General features: G+C 39.7%; 16 protein-coding genes and 4 pseudogenes. 10 read left to right on the forward strand and 10 right to left on the reverse strand.

The window, feature by feature from the left end:
• Positions 1–33: 33 nt before the first annotated feature.
• Positions 34–1,242 carry an ISL3-like element ISMbu4 family transposase gene (locus MBUR_RS03380; RefSeq protein ID WP_011498400.1) on the forward strand — a complete coding sequence of 403 codons (1,209 nt, stop codon included), beginning with the start codon at positions 34–36 and terminating at the stop codon, positions 1,240–1,242.
• An 86-nt stretch (positions 1,243–1,328) separates the two neighbouring features.
• Positions 1,329–1,769 (forward strand): hypothetical protein, encoded by a 441-nt coding sequence (locus MBUR_RS03385; RefSeq protein WP_157196639.1) that lies wholly within the window; start codon positions 1,329–1,331, stop codon positions 1,767–1,769.
• 203 nt (positions 1,770–1,972) lie between these two features.
• On the opposite strand, the gene MBUR_RS03390 is transcribed toward MBUR_RS03385, so the two are convergent.
• From MBUR_RS03390 to MBUR_RS03430, 9 genes are all read right to left on the reverse strand, one after another.
• Positions 1,973–4,324, reverse strand: coding sequence for a DUF3160 domain-containing protein (locus MBUR_RS03390; RefSeq protein ID WP_011498794.1), 2,352 nt, complete (start codon positions 4,322–4,324; stop codon positions 1,973–1,975).
• Positions 4,321–4,503 carry a hypothetical protein gene (locus MBUR_RS03395; RefSeq protein WP_048063204.1) on the reverse strand — a complete coding sequence of 61 codons (183 nt, stop codon included), beginning with the start codon at positions 4,501–4,503 and terminating at the stop codon, positions 4,321–4,323. Before MBUR_RS03395 ends, MBUR_RS03390 begins: the two co-directional genes overlap by 4 nt.
• Positions 4,496–5,422, reverse strand: a complete 927-nt coding sequence (locus MBUR_RS03400; protein ID WP_011498795.1) for a hypothetical protein — start codon at positions 5,420–5,422, stop codon at positions 4,496–4,498. The genes MBUR_RS03395 and MBUR_RS03400 overlap by 8 nt, the downstream gene beginning before the upstream one ends.
• On the reverse strand, positions 5,412–5,549 hold the full coding sequence (locus MBUR_RS13775) for a hypothetical protein (RefSeq protein ID WP_157196640.1): 138 nt from the start codon (positions 5,547–5,549) through the stop codon (positions 5,412–5,414). The genes MBUR_RS03400 and MBUR_RS13775 overlap by 11 nt, the downstream gene beginning before the upstream one ends.
• Before the next feature lie 16 nt (positions 5,550–5,565).
• Positions 5,566–7,278, reverse strand: a complete 1,713-nt coding sequence (locus MBUR_RS03405) for a NosD domain-containing protein (protein ID WP_011498796.1) — start codon at positions 7,276–7,278, stop codon at positions 5,566–5,568.
• A gap of 3 nt (positions 7,279–7,281) precedes the next feature.
• Positions 7,282–7,554: a hypothetical protein gene (locus MBUR_RS03410; RefSeq protein ID WP_011498797.1), complete on the reverse strand. Its 273-nt coding sequence runs from the start codon at positions 7,552–7,554 to the stop codon at positions 7,282–7,284.
• Positions 7,555–7,818: 264 nt separating this feature from the next.
• Entirely contained in the window at positions 7,819–9,024 is a 1,206-nt protein-coding gene (locus tag MBUR_RS12860; RefSeq protein WP_011498798.1) for a PLDc N-terminal domain-containing protein, read from the reverse strand.
• 14 nt (positions 9,025–9,038) lie between these two features.
• Entirely contained in the window at positions 9,039–9,623 is a 585-nt protein-coding gene (locus MBUR_RS03425; protein WP_011498799.1) for a hypothetical protein, read from the reverse strand.
• Positions 9,624–9,676: 53 nt separating this feature from the next.
• Positions 9,677–10,972 (reverse strand): COG1470 family protein, encoded by a 1,296-nt coding sequence (locus MBUR_RS03430; protein WP_011498800.1) that lies wholly within the window; start codon positions 10,970–10,972, stop codon positions 9,677–9,679.
• A gap of 352 nt (positions 10,973–11,324) precedes the next feature.
• Here MBUR_RS03430 and MBUR_RS03435 point away from each other — a divergent pair, with 352 nt between their 5' ends.
• From MBUR_RS03435 to MBUR_RS03450, 5 genes and pseudogenes are all read left to right on the forward strand, one after another.
• Positions 11,325–11,633 carry a hypothetical protein gene (locus MBUR_RS03435; RefSeq protein ID WP_157196641.1) on the forward strand — a complete coding sequence of 103 codons (309 nt, stop codon included), beginning with the start codon at positions 11,325–11,327 and terminating at the stop codon, positions 11,631–11,633.
• 176 nt (positions 11,634–11,809) lie between these two features.
• Positions 11,810–11,863: pseudogene (locus MBUR_RS14710) on the forward strand (hypothetical protein); the annotation flags it as partial.
• A gap of 258 nt (positions 11,864–12,121) precedes the next feature.
• Positions 12,122–13,084: a HEAT repeat domain-containing protein gene (locus MBUR_RS03440; RefSeq protein WP_198003790.1), complete on the forward strand. Its 963-nt coding sequence runs from the start codon at positions 12,122–12,124 to the stop codon at positions 13,082–13,084.
• Positions 13,081–14,280, forward strand: a complete 1,200-nt coding sequence (locus MBUR_RS03445) for a UPF0228 family protein (RefSeq protein WP_011498802.1) — start codon at positions 13,081–13,083, stop codon at positions 14,278–14,280. Before MBUR_RS03440 ends, MBUR_RS03445 begins: the two co-directional genes overlap by 4 nt.
• Positions 14,281–14,379: 99 nt before the next feature.
• Positions 14,380–14,607 carry a hypothetical protein gene (locus MBUR_RS03450; RefSeq protein ID WP_048063207.1) on the forward strand — a complete coding sequence of 76 codons (228 nt, stop codon included), beginning with the start codon at positions 14,380–14,382 and terminating at the stop codon, positions 14,605–14,607.
• 85 nt (positions 14,608–14,692) lie between these two features.
• Here the strand turns inward: MBUR_RS03450 and MBUR_RS13330 are convergent.
• Positions 14,693–15,638, reverse strand: a pseudogene (locus tag MBUR_RS13330) (IS5 family transposase); the annotation flags it as partial.
• Between the two features lie 78 nt (positions 15,639–15,716).
• On the opposite strand from MBUR_RS13330, the pseudogene MBUR_RS03465 reads away from it, so the two are divergent.
• The 3 genes and pseudogenes from MBUR_RS03465 to MBUR_RS13780 all read left to right on the forward strand — a co-directional run.
• Positions 15,717–16,163: pseudogene (locus tag MBUR_RS03465) on the forward strand (ISH3 family transposase); the annotation flags it as partial.
• A pseudogene (locus MBUR_RS13335) lies at positions 16,139–16,890 on the forward strand (IS1634 family transposase); the annotation flags it as partial. The pseudogenes MBUR_RS03465 and MBUR_RS13335, both read left to right, overlap by 25 nt.
• 199 nt (positions 16,891–17,089) lie before the next feature.
• A complete protein-coding gene (locus tag MBUR_RS13780; protein ID WP_157196642.1) occupies positions 17,090–17,236 on the forward strand; it encodes a hypothetical protein in 147 nt (48 codons plus the stop codon).
• Positions 17,237–17,320: the final 84 nt, after the last annotated feature.

Consider the following 17,320-nt stretch of genomic DNA (forward strand, 5'->3'; position numbering starts at 1 on the left):
AATTTAATATTCGTTTCTTCCAATTCAATCATTATGGAAGATAAAGAACTCATTCAAATTACCCTTGGCTTATTATCCCCTTGGTTTGTAAAAGACATTGATCTCAATACTTCTAAAAGGAGGATGGACATCTACCTTGATTTTTCCAAGGGTACTAAATTCTCATGCCCTGTTTGCAACAAATTAAGTGAACTCCATGATACAAAAAAAAAGGTGTGGAGACACCTCGACTTTTTTCATTATGAAACATACCTTCATGCCAGAGTCCCTCGAACAAAATGTAATGAACATGGTGTAAAGCTTGTCAATGTTCCCTGGACAAGACAAAACACTGGATTTACCTTGTTCTTTGAAGCATTAATTGTTGCTATATCCAAGGAAATGACTGTGTCTGCTATTGCTGAAATGATTAACATTCATGAAGATTCAGTATGGAGAATTCTCACTCATTATGTTAACAAAGCAGCAGCAAAGATGGACCTGTCTGGTCTTGATACAATTGGAGTGGATGAGATATCTGTCAAAAAAGGTCACAGTTATGTGACTTTGTTCTATGATCTCAATAAATCAAGAATAATTCATATTGAAAATGGAAAGAAAAGAAGTGTGTTCAAAAAGTTTAGAGAATATCTTTCCAAGAAGATTGATCCTGATAACATTAAGTATATCTCGATGGATATGTACCCTGCTTTCAAAGGAGGGGCACGAGAATATTTTCCAAATGCTAAGATCGTTTATGATAAGTTTCACATTGTAAAAATGATGAATGATGCTATTGATAAAGTTCGAAGATCTGAGTATCAATCAAATAAAGATCTTGGTAAAACCAGATTCATGTGGTTGAAAAATCCTGAAAATTTATCAGATAGAGAAATCGCTAAAATACAATCGATCAAGGATTTGGATACTAAAACTGCTAAAGCGTACAAGTTTAAACTTGCACTCCAGCGATTATGGGAAATCAAAAATATGGATGTAGCAAGAGAGTATATTGAAAAATGGCATTATTGGGGAACACATAGCAACATTAAGGAAGTTATCACATTAGCAAAGATGATAAAAAGAAATTCTCATGGAATTCTGGAATCAATTAAGGGAAATATTAGCAATGGTGTTGTTGAAGGATTGAACAACAAGATCAAGACTGCTTTTAAGAGATCGTATGGATTGAAGACTGAAGTGTACAGGAATAAAATGATATTCTTGATGGCAGGGAAACTGAGTTTACCCACACGATGTTAAAGAGAACCAATTTTATTAATAATTCTTTCAGTGATGTATATATCTCATGTTATTTCATTGTGGTCAAAAGCTTTCAGGCAAGTATCTTGAGTGATGATGCCAGTGTGCGTTTAAAGTCCTTCGGGCTGAAAGATATCACATTAAACTACAAAGAAATCAAGTCCATCACCTCTTACAAACTCATAAAACATTCAAAGAAGACTTCCATCGCATCGAAAGGTATAGCGTTTACAGTTCCTTTTACGCTACTTGTGCATGCAGTAATGTTAAAAGAATGGAAAGTAATTATCGCAATAGCCCCGCTGCTGCCATTGTATTTTATTGTGAATCAGAAGCAAAATAAAGATTATCGTGATTTGAATGCGCAATTGTATATTGAATCCGGAAAGAGGTGGTATAAATTCACGCCTTACTATTCTATCGTAACGGATGAGATTTCCGCAGCTGACATAAAAACTGCTATTGAACATTATCGGAATTCTCTAAGATTATTTGTTCATGAACTATGTAAAAAAATTATAACATAGCATCCGATGAAATATAACGAATTCATACAACCGCAAAGAACTGTTCACTGCATTTACAGTCTATAAACATAAATCCAATCCGTGCCAACAACGAGCGCGGGAAGCTGGAAGATTGCTGAGAGAAAAAGCCCTAGCAGAAATAAGCAAATAATCATTTGGCTAATAAGGGTCATATAGATGCCCTAACTCTATAATCCAAAAAATTAAGAAATGAAAGAATCAGTCCAGCCCGATCGCTCAGGCGGATCTGTTCTCAACATTTCCCTCCATTTTTCATCTGTCAGTCGATCGTTCATGGGATGTTTGAACTCATACTGGCTCATAGCCGGGCCGGCTCCCAGCAGAATCCTGCCGTCAGGAGCCATGTAGGCAACAACGATCAGATCCACATAACCGACACCTTCTTCCAGAACATTCCCGGTGTTGGGATCGGTGTGCACATCAGCGATGATCGTGGTTTTCTGAGATCGCTCATCCACACCGGCGACAACAACATCGAGTTCATCCCCAAAGGTTCGGATAAATTCATAGTCCTCTTCTGTTAGCTCTTTGTTCTCAAGCTCATTTCTGGATATGTTCGTAAGTCTTTGAAGTATCGTTTCAAGTTTTTCCAGCCTCTGTTCTGCACTTTTGTCGATGGCATCTATCTCATTGAGACCGTTTCGTGTCATCCTTGTCAGTGCCAGTAACCTGTTATAGAATTCTGGAACCGGCTCGACGTAACCCATAATCGGATCTGGCGTTTCAGGCGTAGATCCCATATTATATAAAAATCCAGTAAAGCTCGGTTTGCTATAGAGTATTGTATCATGCCTCAGTTCGGTCCATGAAGCCAGAGCAGTGTTCAGTTCCTTATCTTGCCAGTTTTGCGTCTGCATGAATGTTGGATAACCACTGTCATACTCTTTCAACAGGGGTTTTAATGTATATAGCTGGGACCAGTAGAGGTTTTGGTTCCAGTCGGCATCACTGAACGAATCAAATTCCTTTTCGAGTTTCCTGTACTGTAGGTCATAATTTTCATAATTGGAATCGTCCGACTCATCCAGTAACACCTTTGCCCTCTCTGATCCAAGAAGCGCCATCATATCCAGTCCCTGCGGGAACCCTCTGACCGGACCAGCAGCAGAATCAATATAAGTAAATGGTTCAGGCTTTCTATTTCCAAGGTAGTCGCCTGTATGGGTACCTACCAGATTCGAGAACATATAGGAATCCGGGATGAATCGCTGTCCCATCAATCTGAACCCTTTCGTATCTTTCAGGCATTGGTCTGCCTGCTCCGGCGTATATGGAGGCAGGATCACGCAGTTGCCCGTTCCCCCATATATCTCGGGACTTCTGCATTCAGCCAGTTTTGCCTTCAGTTCTCCGATGGTTTCGTTGTTGAGATTCACAGGGTCGGGATCGTTTCCAAGCACACTGTTCAATGCTTCTTGATACTCATAGGGTCCCAGATCATCGGACAGACCCACATAAAAGGCTGTTATGCCGTATACCCGGTCCCATTTTTCCATGATCTCCTTGTCTGTCATGTGGGATGCAATCAAACTGGCACTCATTGTCTGTATCCTGGCATCCTTTTCAGGATCTGCTGATTCGATCAGATCCCCTTTCAACAACATGCTCATCCTTCCATGCCACATGAATGTCCTGAAATAATTCTTCAGTTTCTCGGAATGGGTGTAATGTCCCCGTGGCACATACTGTGAGTAATCTTCCTGATAATTGAAGACGGGGGATATGGAAAAACCACTGTGCTTATTGATCAGCTCCAGTTCTGCTTCGACCTCTTCCCTGACAATCTCGGGAATCTCGAACTGGAATTTATCTCCTTCCTCCTTTGTAAAGTATCCATCATGTGATTCACTACCCCCCCATTCGAATTGATCGTATTCCTTTATTTGCAGCTGTTCTGGAACAGGTTTGAGCAGGCTCAGAGCAACGGAGAAATAGGCCACATTGTTCTTTGCAGCTTCCTTCATGTCACCTGAAGAACTATTGTAATCCTCCATCGATCTGTCCAGCAGTGCGGAGTCAATGGACCAGATGGCATCATAGAATACATCCTCTTCGATCTGTCTCAATGTCTCATCGAACTGGATATGGTAGATATGAAGTATGGAATCGGATGTGATGAAATTAGGGATTGCCTTGTCTTCCAGTGAACCATAAACATCGCTGATTGATTCCTCTACTGGGTTGAATGGATTGCTGATAACCACAAAACCATGTTCGCTCAATTGTTCCACTGCACTATCATCCATTCGGACCTTTCCTGAAAAGCTATCATAATTTGATATTTCATCCATTTGCAGAGGCAGGTCATACTGGGCTGCCTTCAATTCAATGTCCAGTGGTTCCAAGCTGTAATATTTGACAAGGGGCATTTTCTCATCGTCAACTTCCGAGAAATCAATTGCCTGGGTCTTTAGTGTTCCAGTACTGTATTCACCTGCAACCGTTCCATCGTTTTGTCCATCTTCAATACAACCGGACAGAACAAGTGTTATGATCGTTAGCAATATCAATATTGTTACATACTTATTTTTCATTTTGCATCTCCATTAAATTCATCCTCATGCAGTCGTGACCCGACCTCATAATATTCATCCTCACCATCGCCCGGACTGTAGCACTGCTCCTCGCATCGACTACTAACGCAGCCACTGGCATAGTTGCTGATGCTAATCTCAGCAGCAGGGCGATCAATAAGTGTGTCTGTTTCAGACAACGTACACCTCGAATTCAAATTCATCTATAAGTTCTGTATCCAGTCCAATATCTTCGAACATACCCTTCAGCACCACCTTCCCCTCTTCAAGTGAAACACCATCGAGCCATGTCTTGATATTTGTGTTTAGGTTTCCCGACCTGTCAATCATGATCTCATACCTGGCACTTTCTGTGGTATGGGTTATTTTTAAGTATTCAGTATGAACAAAAATGCTTCCTGCAGTTTTATATCCATAAGGCAGAGAATCATTAAAAAATTCGATCAGATAATTTCCATTTCCAAGAGGCTTTATACTCGGATCTCCACTTTCGTTCAGGTAATCAACGATGGCTCTGACTTCAGGTTGATGTGGAATGGATACTGTTGAGATTTTTTCACCGAATATTTCAGCATATTGATCACCCTCCCTATCAGATACGTTGAATGATAGCTTCACAATGTCAGCAACAAAGTCCTGTGGATAATTTCTGGTACTCCAAGGAATTGCAGACCACGCCATGTCAGTACTGTTCTGATGAATGAAGAATGTTAGATATTCCGGGTATTCATCATCAAACATTTTTTTATCATGGGGTACCAGTACCTTTACAAGGTAAATAGTAGAGTTGTTTTCAAATTGTGAAAGCAATATACCAGCATCTTCGGGAGGTATACCCTCAGTCGGTAAAACATCTTCAACAGAATAGTATTGCGATGCCAGCGTACTCACATTTCTAAAAGTCTGATTGTTTCCTTCGAAGTTGGCATTAATAGTTGATGAAGGATATACATTAGTATATCCATATATCTTAACTCCTATCACATCTTTTGCTTTATCTCCGAGATCAACACATCCACTGGTAAGGATTATGCTGACTATTATAATTCCACTAAATATTTTTAAAGCAATGAATGAAATGGGCTTTTTATCTTTCATTAAGCATTCCCCCAATATTTTCTATTGCCATACTCATGAGTTCATTCAAAACTGTTTTTGCTGATGTAATTCCTGTGACCGTTATCAAAGAAATCAATGCAACCAAAAAACAGATTTTTATTTTCATCTATTAATAACCCCTTTCAATCGATTCCGCTGATTATAACAAGAATGAATATGGCAATACAAATTGAAATTATAAGGGATACTTTTGTTCTTCTTGCTCCAAAATAACCTGTTAATCCGTAAAGTACCATAAATGGGAATATAGCAACGATTGCATTCCAGCGCAACCAATGTCCAAGGTTTAGAATAAAATAAGGATTCAGCATTTCCATAAGGACTTCTGCATATATGGAGAACAAGGGAATTAGAAATACTCCTGAAAGTGTCGAAAAAATCTTGTCCCCCGTTGTGTATCCATAAAAAATTATGACTGCTGCAGGCAGACCGAATTCCAAGATCCTTATCAACATGTAATTCCACGGGTGAATAGAGATTATTGTTTCCAGCAAATGTAGCTCATGCATCACTCCTATCAATGTAGGCAGGAGTGGAAGTAACAGTATCATCGATGTTGAGAGAATTGATCTCTTCTTGTCAATTTTATTCCAGAGTATATATGAGGTACTGAACATGATTACTATTAGCAAGGAACTAAACGCCAGTAGCTTCAAGAAAACGTTGCCATTGATTTTGTTATTGCTCAAAGTATTGTACTTGGAATCACTGTGATATATTCCGTATTTCTTGTTCGATCCGGTGTTATTTTCCAGAAGATTTCTATTAGAGTACTTAAGGAAGATGCCTATGTCGTTGTTTGATGCAGTGTTACCTCTCAATATGTTATTGTTAGAAGAAAAGAGAAGTATCCCGTGTTCGTTATTTGAATTTGCCTTGTTATAACTCAAAGTGTTATTTTTGTTAAACACTCTCAAGGAGATACCAGCATGATTATTCGAAGCATTGTTATTGATCAGGGTATTGTTGCTGCAGGAATCCTGCAGATAGATACCATCGTTGTTATTTGATGCGGTGTTATTTTTCAATATGCAGTAGCTTGATCCTATAAGGCGGATCCCACAAAAATTATTCAATGCAATGTTATCGTCCAAGGTGTTCTCATCGGATGTCTCAAGATAGATCCCACAACTATTGTTTGATACGATGTTATTATTCAGAAAGTTGTTTTGGGATTTGGTAAGGCGAATCCCATCAACACTGTTAAAGGCAGTATTATTGATCAGATGATTGTATATAGAATGTTCAAAAAAGATCCCATTCTCAGAGTTGTTCAACAAAGTGTTATTATCCAGTATATTGTTGTTTGAATCAATAAGATGGATGCCGCCAATGTTGTATGTTGCAATATTGTTACTCAAGGTGTTATTGCCGGATGATTCAAGAACGATTCCGTAATAAATGTTGGAGAATTGATTGTTGCTAATGACACTATTATGAGCTCCATCGAGGTAGATTCCAGGTACGGAATCTTCCCAGTAACGTTCAACGCTGTCCTTCACATGAAAACCGTTGATCTTTACTTCGTCTGCAGTTATATGAAATACAGAATCACTTGAATCTATGGCTTGAACAATGGAATTTCCCGGATTTCCTGATTTCGAAATTATTGTTAATGATTTGTTGACATGGATTTTTTCAGTGTACGTCCCAAAGTTAACAATGATTGTATCGCCAGCAGTTGCATTATCTATAGCTTGCTGTATCGTAGTATAGGCTGCTCCACCACTGTCATCTACTATGACAGTAGCTGCATTAACGGTCCCAATAGTTATTACTATAAAAACCAGGGTAATTGCAACAAGATTTATTTTGCTCTGTTTAGTTGTCATCATTCATTAACCCGCTCTTTGTGATCTGTCGATTAAGTACCCAAATCCTGCACCGATCAGAGCACCAATAGCGGGTGCTAACAAGAAAAGTACAACGTGGCTATCCCATATGTCAGCAATTGGAAAGGCAATACTGGTTGGAAGTCCAAAGGTATAGGCTATCAGAGGATGACACCATATCCCGCACTCAAGAGTTATCAGGCTCGTTGCACCCCATACAATCCCGACCAATGCACCTGTATTCCATTTTTTCATCTTAAGACCTTTCTTTTCATTCAAACTTGGCTTTTTCTCTTTTAAGTCTATGAATCTTCAACAGACCGATGATCCAAAATAATATTTCGGCTATTACGATAACAATCGGTACTAATATTATGCTAGCTCTTAAGATTGAACTCCGCAAATTATCTTTACTAATTTCTATAGATTTTTTTGGATTTAAGGATTTCCTATATGGCGACGGCCAATACACTTCTTTTTCATATTTCCATCCTATCACCTTTATTTCCTTTCATAGTCGGTTCTAAATCCTATGGAATACTGTTAAATATCCGATTGAAAGACTTGTTCCTTTTTCTTTGTTCTCAAGTAGACAAACAAACCAGATGAAGAGAACGTTATTAATAAGAGCACACCAATTAGATTTCTTAATAGGAATGTCCCGGAACTGATTGCCTTGCAAAGCAGACTGGGATCTGCAAGAATTCCGTAATTTATACTGATTAACAGAATTACCGATCCCAAAAGTAATGATACGGAATCAAATGTAGTCGATAGAAGGAATCTTTCCATGAGTGCTTTTTTCTGAAAAGCCAGTAATCCTCCTATGAGCATCGCCACTGAAGAAATACTCAGTGCAGCAAATACAGTATCCTCTACAAACTGTATTCTATTCCTTACATACTCCTCTCCCCACGTCTCTACTTTCGCCGTTGAAAGAGGATAACCCATTTTGTTTATGTAACGCATAGCAGAATATATGGTTGAATTATAATTTCCCTGATAGTTCTGCTGGTTCGGCAGCAATTCCTCTTCGTAGAAATAGTTCGCTTGAGCTATGATATCATCAGACAAAAGCGGCTTATCAACATGAGCTACAGAATTCAATAGAGGATCAAATCCCGGGCTAACCGATATGAATACCGCAGGTATGAATATCATGAGCCCAACCACTATGAAAGAATAACTAAAAATAGGATTTATCGAGTTTTTAATGGATGTAACCGTTGGAGTAAACAGCGCTTTTAAGGACTGTTTCATACGTTTTCCTGTTTGTGTCATCGAACTTTCTTTGATCAGATATACTGCCAGCATCGATACTATCAGAAAAATAATTAACAACAGTGCAACTGCTATCATCCACAAAAAGAATTGACCCAGATAGACAAATATTGCTAAGCTCAAAAAGAAGATTAGCACGCTAATAATCACTTTCTTCTGAGAGATATTGTTCAAATCAATGCTTTCTTTTTCATCTTGATCCTTTCTCTTGACAAGATAGTAATACAGCACCGCACCTATAAAGTTCACAACGATTATGACAAGGCACCATATCAACTTTTCATACTCCCCTGCGTTGGGGAAATGTTCTGTAGGTCTTTGCAGACAGTCGCTTAACATCCAGAGCCAGAAGACAAAGACAACTGCAACAATGCCCCATAAAAACTGACCCACGTAAAATGATAAAGCAAGTATTACAAATGCCATTACAAGTCCAGTTATTGTCCATTCTGAGATTTTCTTACTCAAATCAACACCTCATCTCATTGTCCGTTCCACACCTGGACCACTTCCCGTGTGTCCATGTCAACCAGTGCGGATATCGAATGATCCAGCCAGGTCACACTGATCAGGGTCTTTCTGGCATGGAACTTCTCTGATGTCTCGGGTAGTATCCGTTTTACGGATGAAACTCCGTATGCATTCGTGCCAGAACCCAGAGTGTTCGCAATGCTTTCACTTTGCATAGCCACGTCAATAGCTTCAGATCGGACAGATTCCGGAATAGCTTCAAGGAGATATCCAACCCGTATCAAGTCATCGTCACGGTATGTGAAGTCATATATGTCAGGATACCTGGAACCTGAAGACTCGGCGATCGCATGTATGCGGAGTTTCTCATTTTCTCTCGATGCGCTAAGCGTGATATTATCGTATTCCATGCCAGGGTAGGGACTTATTTGCTGGTTGATCATTGTCTCGATCATAGCACTCTCTGCCGGTGGTGTACCCACCCATGTGATCTCATAACCAGAGGACGATTTTTCAGAGCCGTTGATGCATGCAACACCAGCTATGAAGAACATTACGATCAATGCAGCCATGAACAATTTTGATAGATGGTCCATAAATATCACCTGAAAAAGAAAGACTGGGCGTTACTACGCCCATATACGTTTGTTCATTCGACAGTTCCGATTGTTATCGAATAGTCGAACCGCTCCGTATTTGTCGGAAGTATACCGAGCGTCCATTCTCCGATGTCACCAGGTGCCTCATAGGTCTCCACGTAGACTTCAATAGCATCATGATAGATCCCTGCGCCATCCATCTCCCAGGGAGGGAAGTCGGATGCTCCAAGACTGACAGTACCGCTGTAGGTCGTTTTAACCTGATTCAGTTCGACCTTACCTGATTCACCTTCTAGTGCCAGGTCAAAGGATGCCTCGCTTTTCTCATTCTGACTGCCTGCACCCATCCATCTACCATAATTGTGGTCATTGGACGATACTTCAATAGTAATGGGATCGTCGGTCCTAGTGGTGAACATCTTTGTGTACGGCTCACTGGGCTGTGTCCAGACCTCAAAATTCATTTCGACCTGACCGTCCCATTCACGTATAGATGGATCATTAATGTTCAGATTAATAGCTCCGTTGTATCCGCCTTTTGCATCATCAGGAACTTCAAGATGCAACTTGACAACAGCTGTCTCGCCTGCTTTTACAGTGGAAGGTGCGGTAATGGTGATTGCATCATCTTCAAATGCAGGACCTATCATGCCGTATGGACCATAATGATTCCATCGGTTGTTATCACTTATTTTCGGGTCGATAGCAATATCCTTGTCAGCTACGTTCTTGAGCTTGATCTCATAGTCATATTCATCCCCTGCTTCGACACGGTCACCAAGATATGGCGTCTGGATCTGGATCTTTGGAGGGGTCCAGACATCGACATAAAGATGCATGGTATTGATATACTTGGGATAGAGGGTTGCATATGGTGTTGGCATCACATCATCGGTGAATGCGATCTCAGTTCCATAGTTCCCGATATCAGCATCTTGTGGGATATTCATCTTAATGGTAAATTCCTGCTTGGCATCTGGCTCGATGTTTTTGCTGGCAGGTGTTACAGTGATCCAGCTTTCTTCGAAGATGTTTTCCTCGTACGGGGATGCCACAACCCTAGGTTCTACTGTAATGGTTTTGTTATCCTTGTTAGTGACAGTCACAGTAATTTTGTCGCTGCTTCCAGGTTTTAACTGGGTGCTTGAATGACGCGGGTTTATCTTGAGTTTTGCAAAATCCATATATGGATCAAGCATTGCTACATCATCAACCATGATCATATCTTGTTCTGAAGTTGCATACATCTCAACTTCCATCGCACTAACAGCGGGCATGAACGCCATGCTCACAAGCACCATTGCAACAATTAGCCCTCTTGTTTGTATTCCTTTGCTTTCCATCATACTTTCTTTTCTCCTGTATGTCTCCCGAAAGCAAAGCCAGCAATCTTTAAGTATTGTTAAAGTCAACACAAATTTGCCTTCGGGCAGTATCTGGGGCTTCAGCTCTTCCTGGTAGATTACGCTGGACCCCCACCTCACATTTTTACAATGTTTGCATTCAATGTAATTGTGAACTTTTTATAAGTGCTTTATGTCCATTTCATCGAACTGAACATCAATCGAAGATTACCTGTTGAATCCAATTCCTTTTGCAGTTCGTACCAACAAAAAAATCAAACGTTTTTTGCTGTATAAAGTATTAGAGCTGCCATATGAAAAAATTGTTATTTCTTTTCCTAATTGCCTTCTGTTTGTGACCAATGCTCATGCAGACGAGAGCGGATACATTGTAACCCCCGCCAATGGAACTATTCAGGATAGTCCGTATATTGACAACAGCGATGCGGATTTTACCTATACTTTCTGGGAATTTCCATTAAGAATAAAAATAAGTGCTATTATTGGACTTTTGTTAGGAACTTTCAGTATATTCAAATTTTCCCCTTTATTGTTAGCAAAGATAAAACAAATATCTAAAAGCAGGAATAGGGAAAGCATTTTTGAGTATATCGTAAGCAATCCGGGATGCAGTGTGGTGAGATATTCCGGGATCTTGACCTAAACCGAGGGACGGTAAAGTACCACCTGAGAAAACTGCACAATGAAAACAAAATCACGGTTACTAATCATGGAAAATCTCTAAGGTTCTTTCAGAACAATTCGGTCCATAGCAAGCGAACTCAAATAATAGCGCCTTTTTTGCACAAAACACACCATCAATGCATACTGCTGACTGTCATGGATAAGCCTGGTATAACAAATAACGAGATCTCCCGAACCCTGAACCTTAGCAAGAGTACAGTCTCATGTCACGTAAGCAAACTGGTTACAAGCGAAATACTGCAAGGCAGAGAAGGATGGAAAATATAGGCGATATTCTCGAAACCCTCAGATTGAACCGGAACTGATCAGGCTTATGCCTGCTGATGCCTTGTGTTCATGATATATCAGGTGGAGCAGAAATACGTAACAGTTCTTTCAAGTTGAATTGGAACAGTTCGATGAAATGGACATAAACCATTTATAAGATTCTTTCAGTAAATGTGTGATATGTGCATAAAAGCCAGCAGGTCAAACATAGCTCTTTTAACTGCTCTGTTGCTGATCAGCCTATGCGCTGGCTGCATTAGTGATGAAAAAGAGGGATCTCTTATCCATGTGATCGAGGATAAAAATGGAAACCCTTTTGTCAGAGAACGTGCAGCATGGACTCTTGCTGGTACTGAGGACGCGATGGACCCGTTAATTCGTGTGGTGTCTGACGGGAACGAGGCGGCGATCGTCCGAAGAAGTGCTGCCTATGCACTTGGTGAGATAGGAGATGAAAGGGCAGTAGATATTCTCATCCAGGTGGTGACTGATGAAAACGAAGAGAGGATCGTTCGAAGAAGTGCTGCATACGCCCTTGGCAAGATAGGGGATGGAAAGGCAGTGGATCCCCTGATCCAGGCAATAAGTGATGAAGATCAATTCCTCAGAGATGCTGCTGTCTGCTCTCTTGGCAGGTGCGGGAACAAAAGGGCAGTTGATCCACTCATTCAACTAATTAATGATGAAAATGAATCCACTAACGTTCGATGGCATGCAGCCTATTCCCTTGGCAAGATCAAGGATGAGATTGCAGTGGACCCACTTATACAGCTAATGTGTGATGAAAACGAAGATTTGGAGGTCAGGAAGGGTGCAACAGTTGCTCTTGGCATGATAGGCGATGACGAAACAGTAGATTCCCTGATCCTGGTGATGCGGGAGGATGAGGAGATAATGATCAGAAAGACCGCTGCCTATGCCCTTGGTACCACGGGAGATGACCGGGTGGCAGAGCCTCTCATTCAGGTGATGAAGGACAGGGACGAGCGTGATATCGTCCGAAGGTTTGCAGCACTCTCTCTCAGCAAGATCGGGAGTGAGGAAGCAATGGAATCCCTCACCCAGGTGATGGACGATGAAAATGAATCCGGTTATATGAGAGACAGCGCAGCTGATTTTCTTGAAAGAAGAGGGAAGATATGACTGCAAATAAAAAGGTTATATGCATTGTGTTGTCAATCCTGATCCTTTTAGGAGCGTCGGTGCTGTATACGGTCAACGGTGAAGGGGAAACCGGCGGCTCGTTATCTACCAAAGCGACAGCCAACACGACCTCAGCATCAGCAACCGGCCTGGATACATCATTTCCATCTTCAGATGATGCCTTCGGTGCAGCAGATCAGCTTTTTAACGAAACCATTGAGTCCGATCTTCCTGTGGGAAACAGGGATCTCTGGAAAGCCGGAACCCCGGGTACTCCTCTGCTCATCACGGATATTGACGGAAATTCTGCATACTGGCTGGTACCTGTTGAATATGGGGGTCGTATCATTGGTTTTATAGATGTGAGCGGTGATGGGAAAATACAGGCATTCGGTATGTACGGTCCGTACTGCGATGATCCTGATACGCTGGACCACGTACCATTAATGGTGCCGGAGATGAGTGCAGACTATGTGATGACCATGGCTGCAGGGATCACCATGAATTATACTGATTGCAGGATGGACGAACCCGTGCTCGTGTATTACGAAATCGAAGGTCATGAGGCATGGATGCTGAACGTGAGAAACGATGCCAATGATCTGGTGAGCAGGGTATTTGTCACACCGGAGCATGTCTTTGAATCAGTGGTGCAGGAGTTTGATGAAAGGACGGGTCTGTGGAGGAAGACCGAGCAAGATGAACCCATGATCGGGGGTATTGCTATCATGTTCGAGGATGGTATGAGTGAGACGGAAGCAGAACAAATCCTTGGGATGTATGATCTGGGGGATGGATATGAACTGCAATATGATGTAGATTATTTCGGCCCCGGTTCATATGTCTGCGTGGATGAGAACAATTTCACATCGGTAAAACAACGGCTGCAGCAGACAGAGAATTGGATCGATGCGGGACCAGCTATCAGGAAAGGGGACCGGTACTACATTGAGATCTCAGAGCATGTCATCGAAGACTATGATTTTGAAGATGAAGGCGATTATGAAGGACGTGAGGAGGTTCGTGAGATATTGAACATTTATGATCTGCCGGTGAAAAGATTCGTATGGTGCTATCTTGAGTATGGAAGTGGGACCGAGAAACAGTTCAATGAAGCAAATGCAAGCAGGATAAAGAAGGAGCTGGAAGGACACGAGATGATCCTGAAGGTGTACCTCGATTGTCCAGAAGGGTAATTATCTGAAAGAATAGAGTTGTAGATAAGATGGGCTGACATAAGAAAGGGAAGTATTGATTCATTTCAAGGATGGAACGCGATTTTTTATAGACAACTGGTGGATTGGATCTATCAATTACAGGAAACTTTAAGGATTAATGAGGAATGGGTACAGGTAATTTACAGCAAAATAGGGACGCTACCGAATAGTTCGAGGCTCTGGAAGGCAAACAATGACCATATCCAGTGTCAAAAAGGACTTGAAACTATTGAGAAGGTCCAGCTTGGGGAAGATGTGGGAATAATCCGATATACGATAAAGATATTCCCAGGAAATCCTGGATAATAATCAATACGTGGTGTATTTGCCTGATAATCACATGGATGATAATAACAAATCAAACGAAGACTACACGCAGTGCAACTATCTTTTAAGAAATGGAATAATGAGTAATTATCCACATCAAAAAGCTCGGCTCTGTAGAAATCCTCATCCAAACTAAAAACACAGTCTTGATAAACTTATCAAGATTGTACAATATCACTTTGAACTTCACTTCTTTTACTTGATTTCTATATTTTCTCGCACGTAAGTTTTTCCCATATTTTCGTTTCAAAACCGAGAACATCGTTTCACTCAAATTCCGCATAGAGTATATCTTGCTATCGAATTCCCGTAACATTTTCTTACGAGATCTTCCTTTGATTCGCTTTCGTTCACGTTGTCTCAATGGAACAATTGCTATTGATCCAAGTTTTTCCCTCGTCAATTCGTGTATTTTTTCAGAATCATAGGCTTTATCCATCACATAATATCTTGATCTCCTATTGATGACATTGCGATAGCAATGTCTTTGCATGTTTTGCATCATGAACTGGTTTTCCAGAACTCTTGTAACCAGTAATCACAAATTTATGAACATCAACCGAAATACTCGTTTTAACGTAACTTCGCCTCCATTTTTTGATTTTCCAAGAATAATAATTACTACAATATCCACTTGTAAATCCAGTAGAATCAATTGCATTAATATCAATTGAGTCTCTATTTTTATAAAATCGGTCAAGTGTTTTCTTAAATATGGTGTCCAAAACAACAGAATATGTACGAGTAACAAATTTTTGAAGTGTGTTCCAGATTGAAAATCTGGAACTCCCATTAAATCTATGATTTAATGGAATAGTAAAATGCGGTACCTTGTTTAGCTTTAGTTTTGATTGGACAGGATCCATCAGTTCTACGAGATCAACAAAATCTCGATAATCTTCGCCCAAATATTCCTTAAACAAAATCAGTATCAATAGCTGATGTTGCGTGTAAGTTTGTTTTGAATATTTACAACTATAGAGTGGAAAACGTGAATATCTTGTTACTTCAGTAGTTCTCTAATTTTGGCATAATCCACTAAATCAACACCACTCGGCACATTTATATACCATTAATATGCCCTCTCCATGTTGTCACGACTCGAATTAACACATGACCGCTGTATTAAAACTGTTTTACCGCCGCTTCTGGACAACATTCCCATTTCAATAAATGGATCACTCACTCCTAAAGACCTCTTCACTATTATTCTCGGAACGTCCACCGCTAAACTTTCAATCCATTCAATTGGTAAACAATATCATAATACTCCATGTAAAACATCAATGAGATATCATTTACATAAGATTGATTTCGATCAGCTCATTGAAAACAATGCAAAGATTCTCTTGCAATCATCCCACAAAACCCTTGATTCAAGTAAAAAGTATGATCTTGCCATCGATTATACAAATGATCCATACTATGGAGAAGCGAATTCTGTCAATGAAAACTATGTGATTCGAGGACAAGCTAAGAAATCAACAAACTCATTCTACTCTTATATTTCTCTTTGCATTATAAACAAATACAGTACTTGACTGCAAAGAAACTCAATAAAAGTGATGATATGATCATTGCTAATTTTAAATCATATTCTCCAAAAGTCATTGATGAACAAAATGGAATATATGGGTTTAAGAAACCAAAGCTTAGCAGTATAAATTACTACAACTTCTCTGAAAAAATTGTAAGACAGATTCAAGAAGCAAAGACGTTACAAGCAGCGATTGACAAGAATAAGAAGATTCCTAAGCATTTTAAGATCAATAATGGATTGATCGATGTTACTTATTCATTCCAGACCAAACTGAAAGAACTCAGTGAGGATGAAGCTGTTAAGCTTCTTGAAGAGAAGATCATTACTGGAAGAGAGGATTTTTCTGCTTAAAATCGAGTAAGAATTTGACAGTAATTGAAGCTCTTCAGACATATCGAAAAAAGGATTCAATTGAGAAAATAATCAATTTTCTTAAGAATGAAATAGAGATAAAACCATTGAGAGTATGGACGGATGATAGCATTTATGGTGCGATGATCATTGGATTTATTGCACAATTGTTTATCTCGCTTTTGATGTATGAGTTTGTGGAGTTAAAGAAAACATCAACAAAATTCATCGAGATTTTCTAATCGAAAACCTCTATAAAAAAATCCATATCGAATTTGACAGTTACGGTAGATTCATGTCAAAGGAAGTCAAAAAAGCACATTTATTCCAATTTTGATTGGATAAATAGGTTGATTTTAGGGCATAATTGAGCTATTTCATGAGAGATTATGTGAATATTTTAGAACTGTCAAATAGGTTTGTCTGACTAATATGAAAAAATAGAAGACATTCTCTTTAGAAATGGATTGAAACTGTCAAACTTGGTTAATAAGAAAAATTAAAAATAAAAGGCAACTTATTGTTGCAACACATAATGCAAATATTCCTGTTTTAGGTGATTCGGAACTTATGATAGTAATGAATTCAAATGGAAAAAATGGTTTTATTAGTGAAAGAGGGGTTATAGACGATAACATAATAAAAGTTCATGTGCAGAATATACTTGAGGGAGGAAAAGAAGCATTTGAAAAAAGAAAGCACAAGTATGGTATTTAATCAATTGTTTTCCCCTCATATATCATCTAATATAATCACAAGTAGGAGTTATTCCAAGCTTTTTACAAAGAATTTGGCAAAAGG

The sequence above is a fragment of the Methanococcoides burtonii DSM 6242 genome (assembly GCF_000013725.1).
GTDB lineage: Archaea > Halobacteriota > Methanosarcinia > Methanosarcinales > Methanosarcinaceae > Methanococcoides > Methanococcoides burtonii.

Bases quoted from the DNA above. Each gene is read 5' to 3' on its own strand.
- MBUR_RS03405 (WP_011498796.1), bottom strand. From the start codon at position 7,278: ATGATGACAACTAAACAGAGCAAAATAAATCTTGTTGCAATTACCCTG.
- MBUR_RS03380 (WP_011498400.1), top strand. From the start codon at position 34: ATGGAAGATAAAGAACTCATTCAAATTACCCTTGGCTTATTATCCCCT.
- MBUR_RS13775 (WP_157196640.1), bottom strand. From the start codon at position 5,549: ATGAAAATAAAAATCTGTTTTTTGGTTGCATTGATTTCTTTGATAACG.
- MBUR_RS13780 (WP_157196642.1), top strand. From the start codon at position 17,090: ATGATAGTAATGAATTCAAATGGAAAAAATGGTTTTATTAGTGAAAGA.
- MBUR_RS03430 (WP_011498800.1), bottom strand. From the start codon at position 10,972: ATGATGGAAAGCAAAGGAATACAAACAAGAGGGCTAATTGTTGCAATG.
- MBUR_RS03400 (WP_011498795.1), bottom strand. From the start codon at position 5,422: ATGAAAGATAAAAAGCCCATTTCATTCATTGCTTTAAAAATATTTAGT.
- MBUR_RS03440 (WP_198003790.1), top strand. From the start codon at position 12,122: ATGTGCATAAAAGCCAGCAGGTCAAACATAGCTCTTTTAACTGCTCTG.
- MBUR_RS03445 (WP_011498802.1), top strand. From the start codon at position 13,081: ATGACTGCAAATAAAAAGGTTATATGCATTGTGTTGTCAATCCTGATC.
- MBUR_RS03390 (WP_011498794.1), bottom strand. From the start codon at position 4,324: ATGAAAAATAAGTATGTAACAATATTGATATTGCTAACGATCATAACA.
- MBUR_RS03425 (WP_011498799.1), bottom strand. From the start codon at position 9,623: ATGGACCATCTATCAAAATTGTTCATGGCTGCATTGATCGTAATGTTC.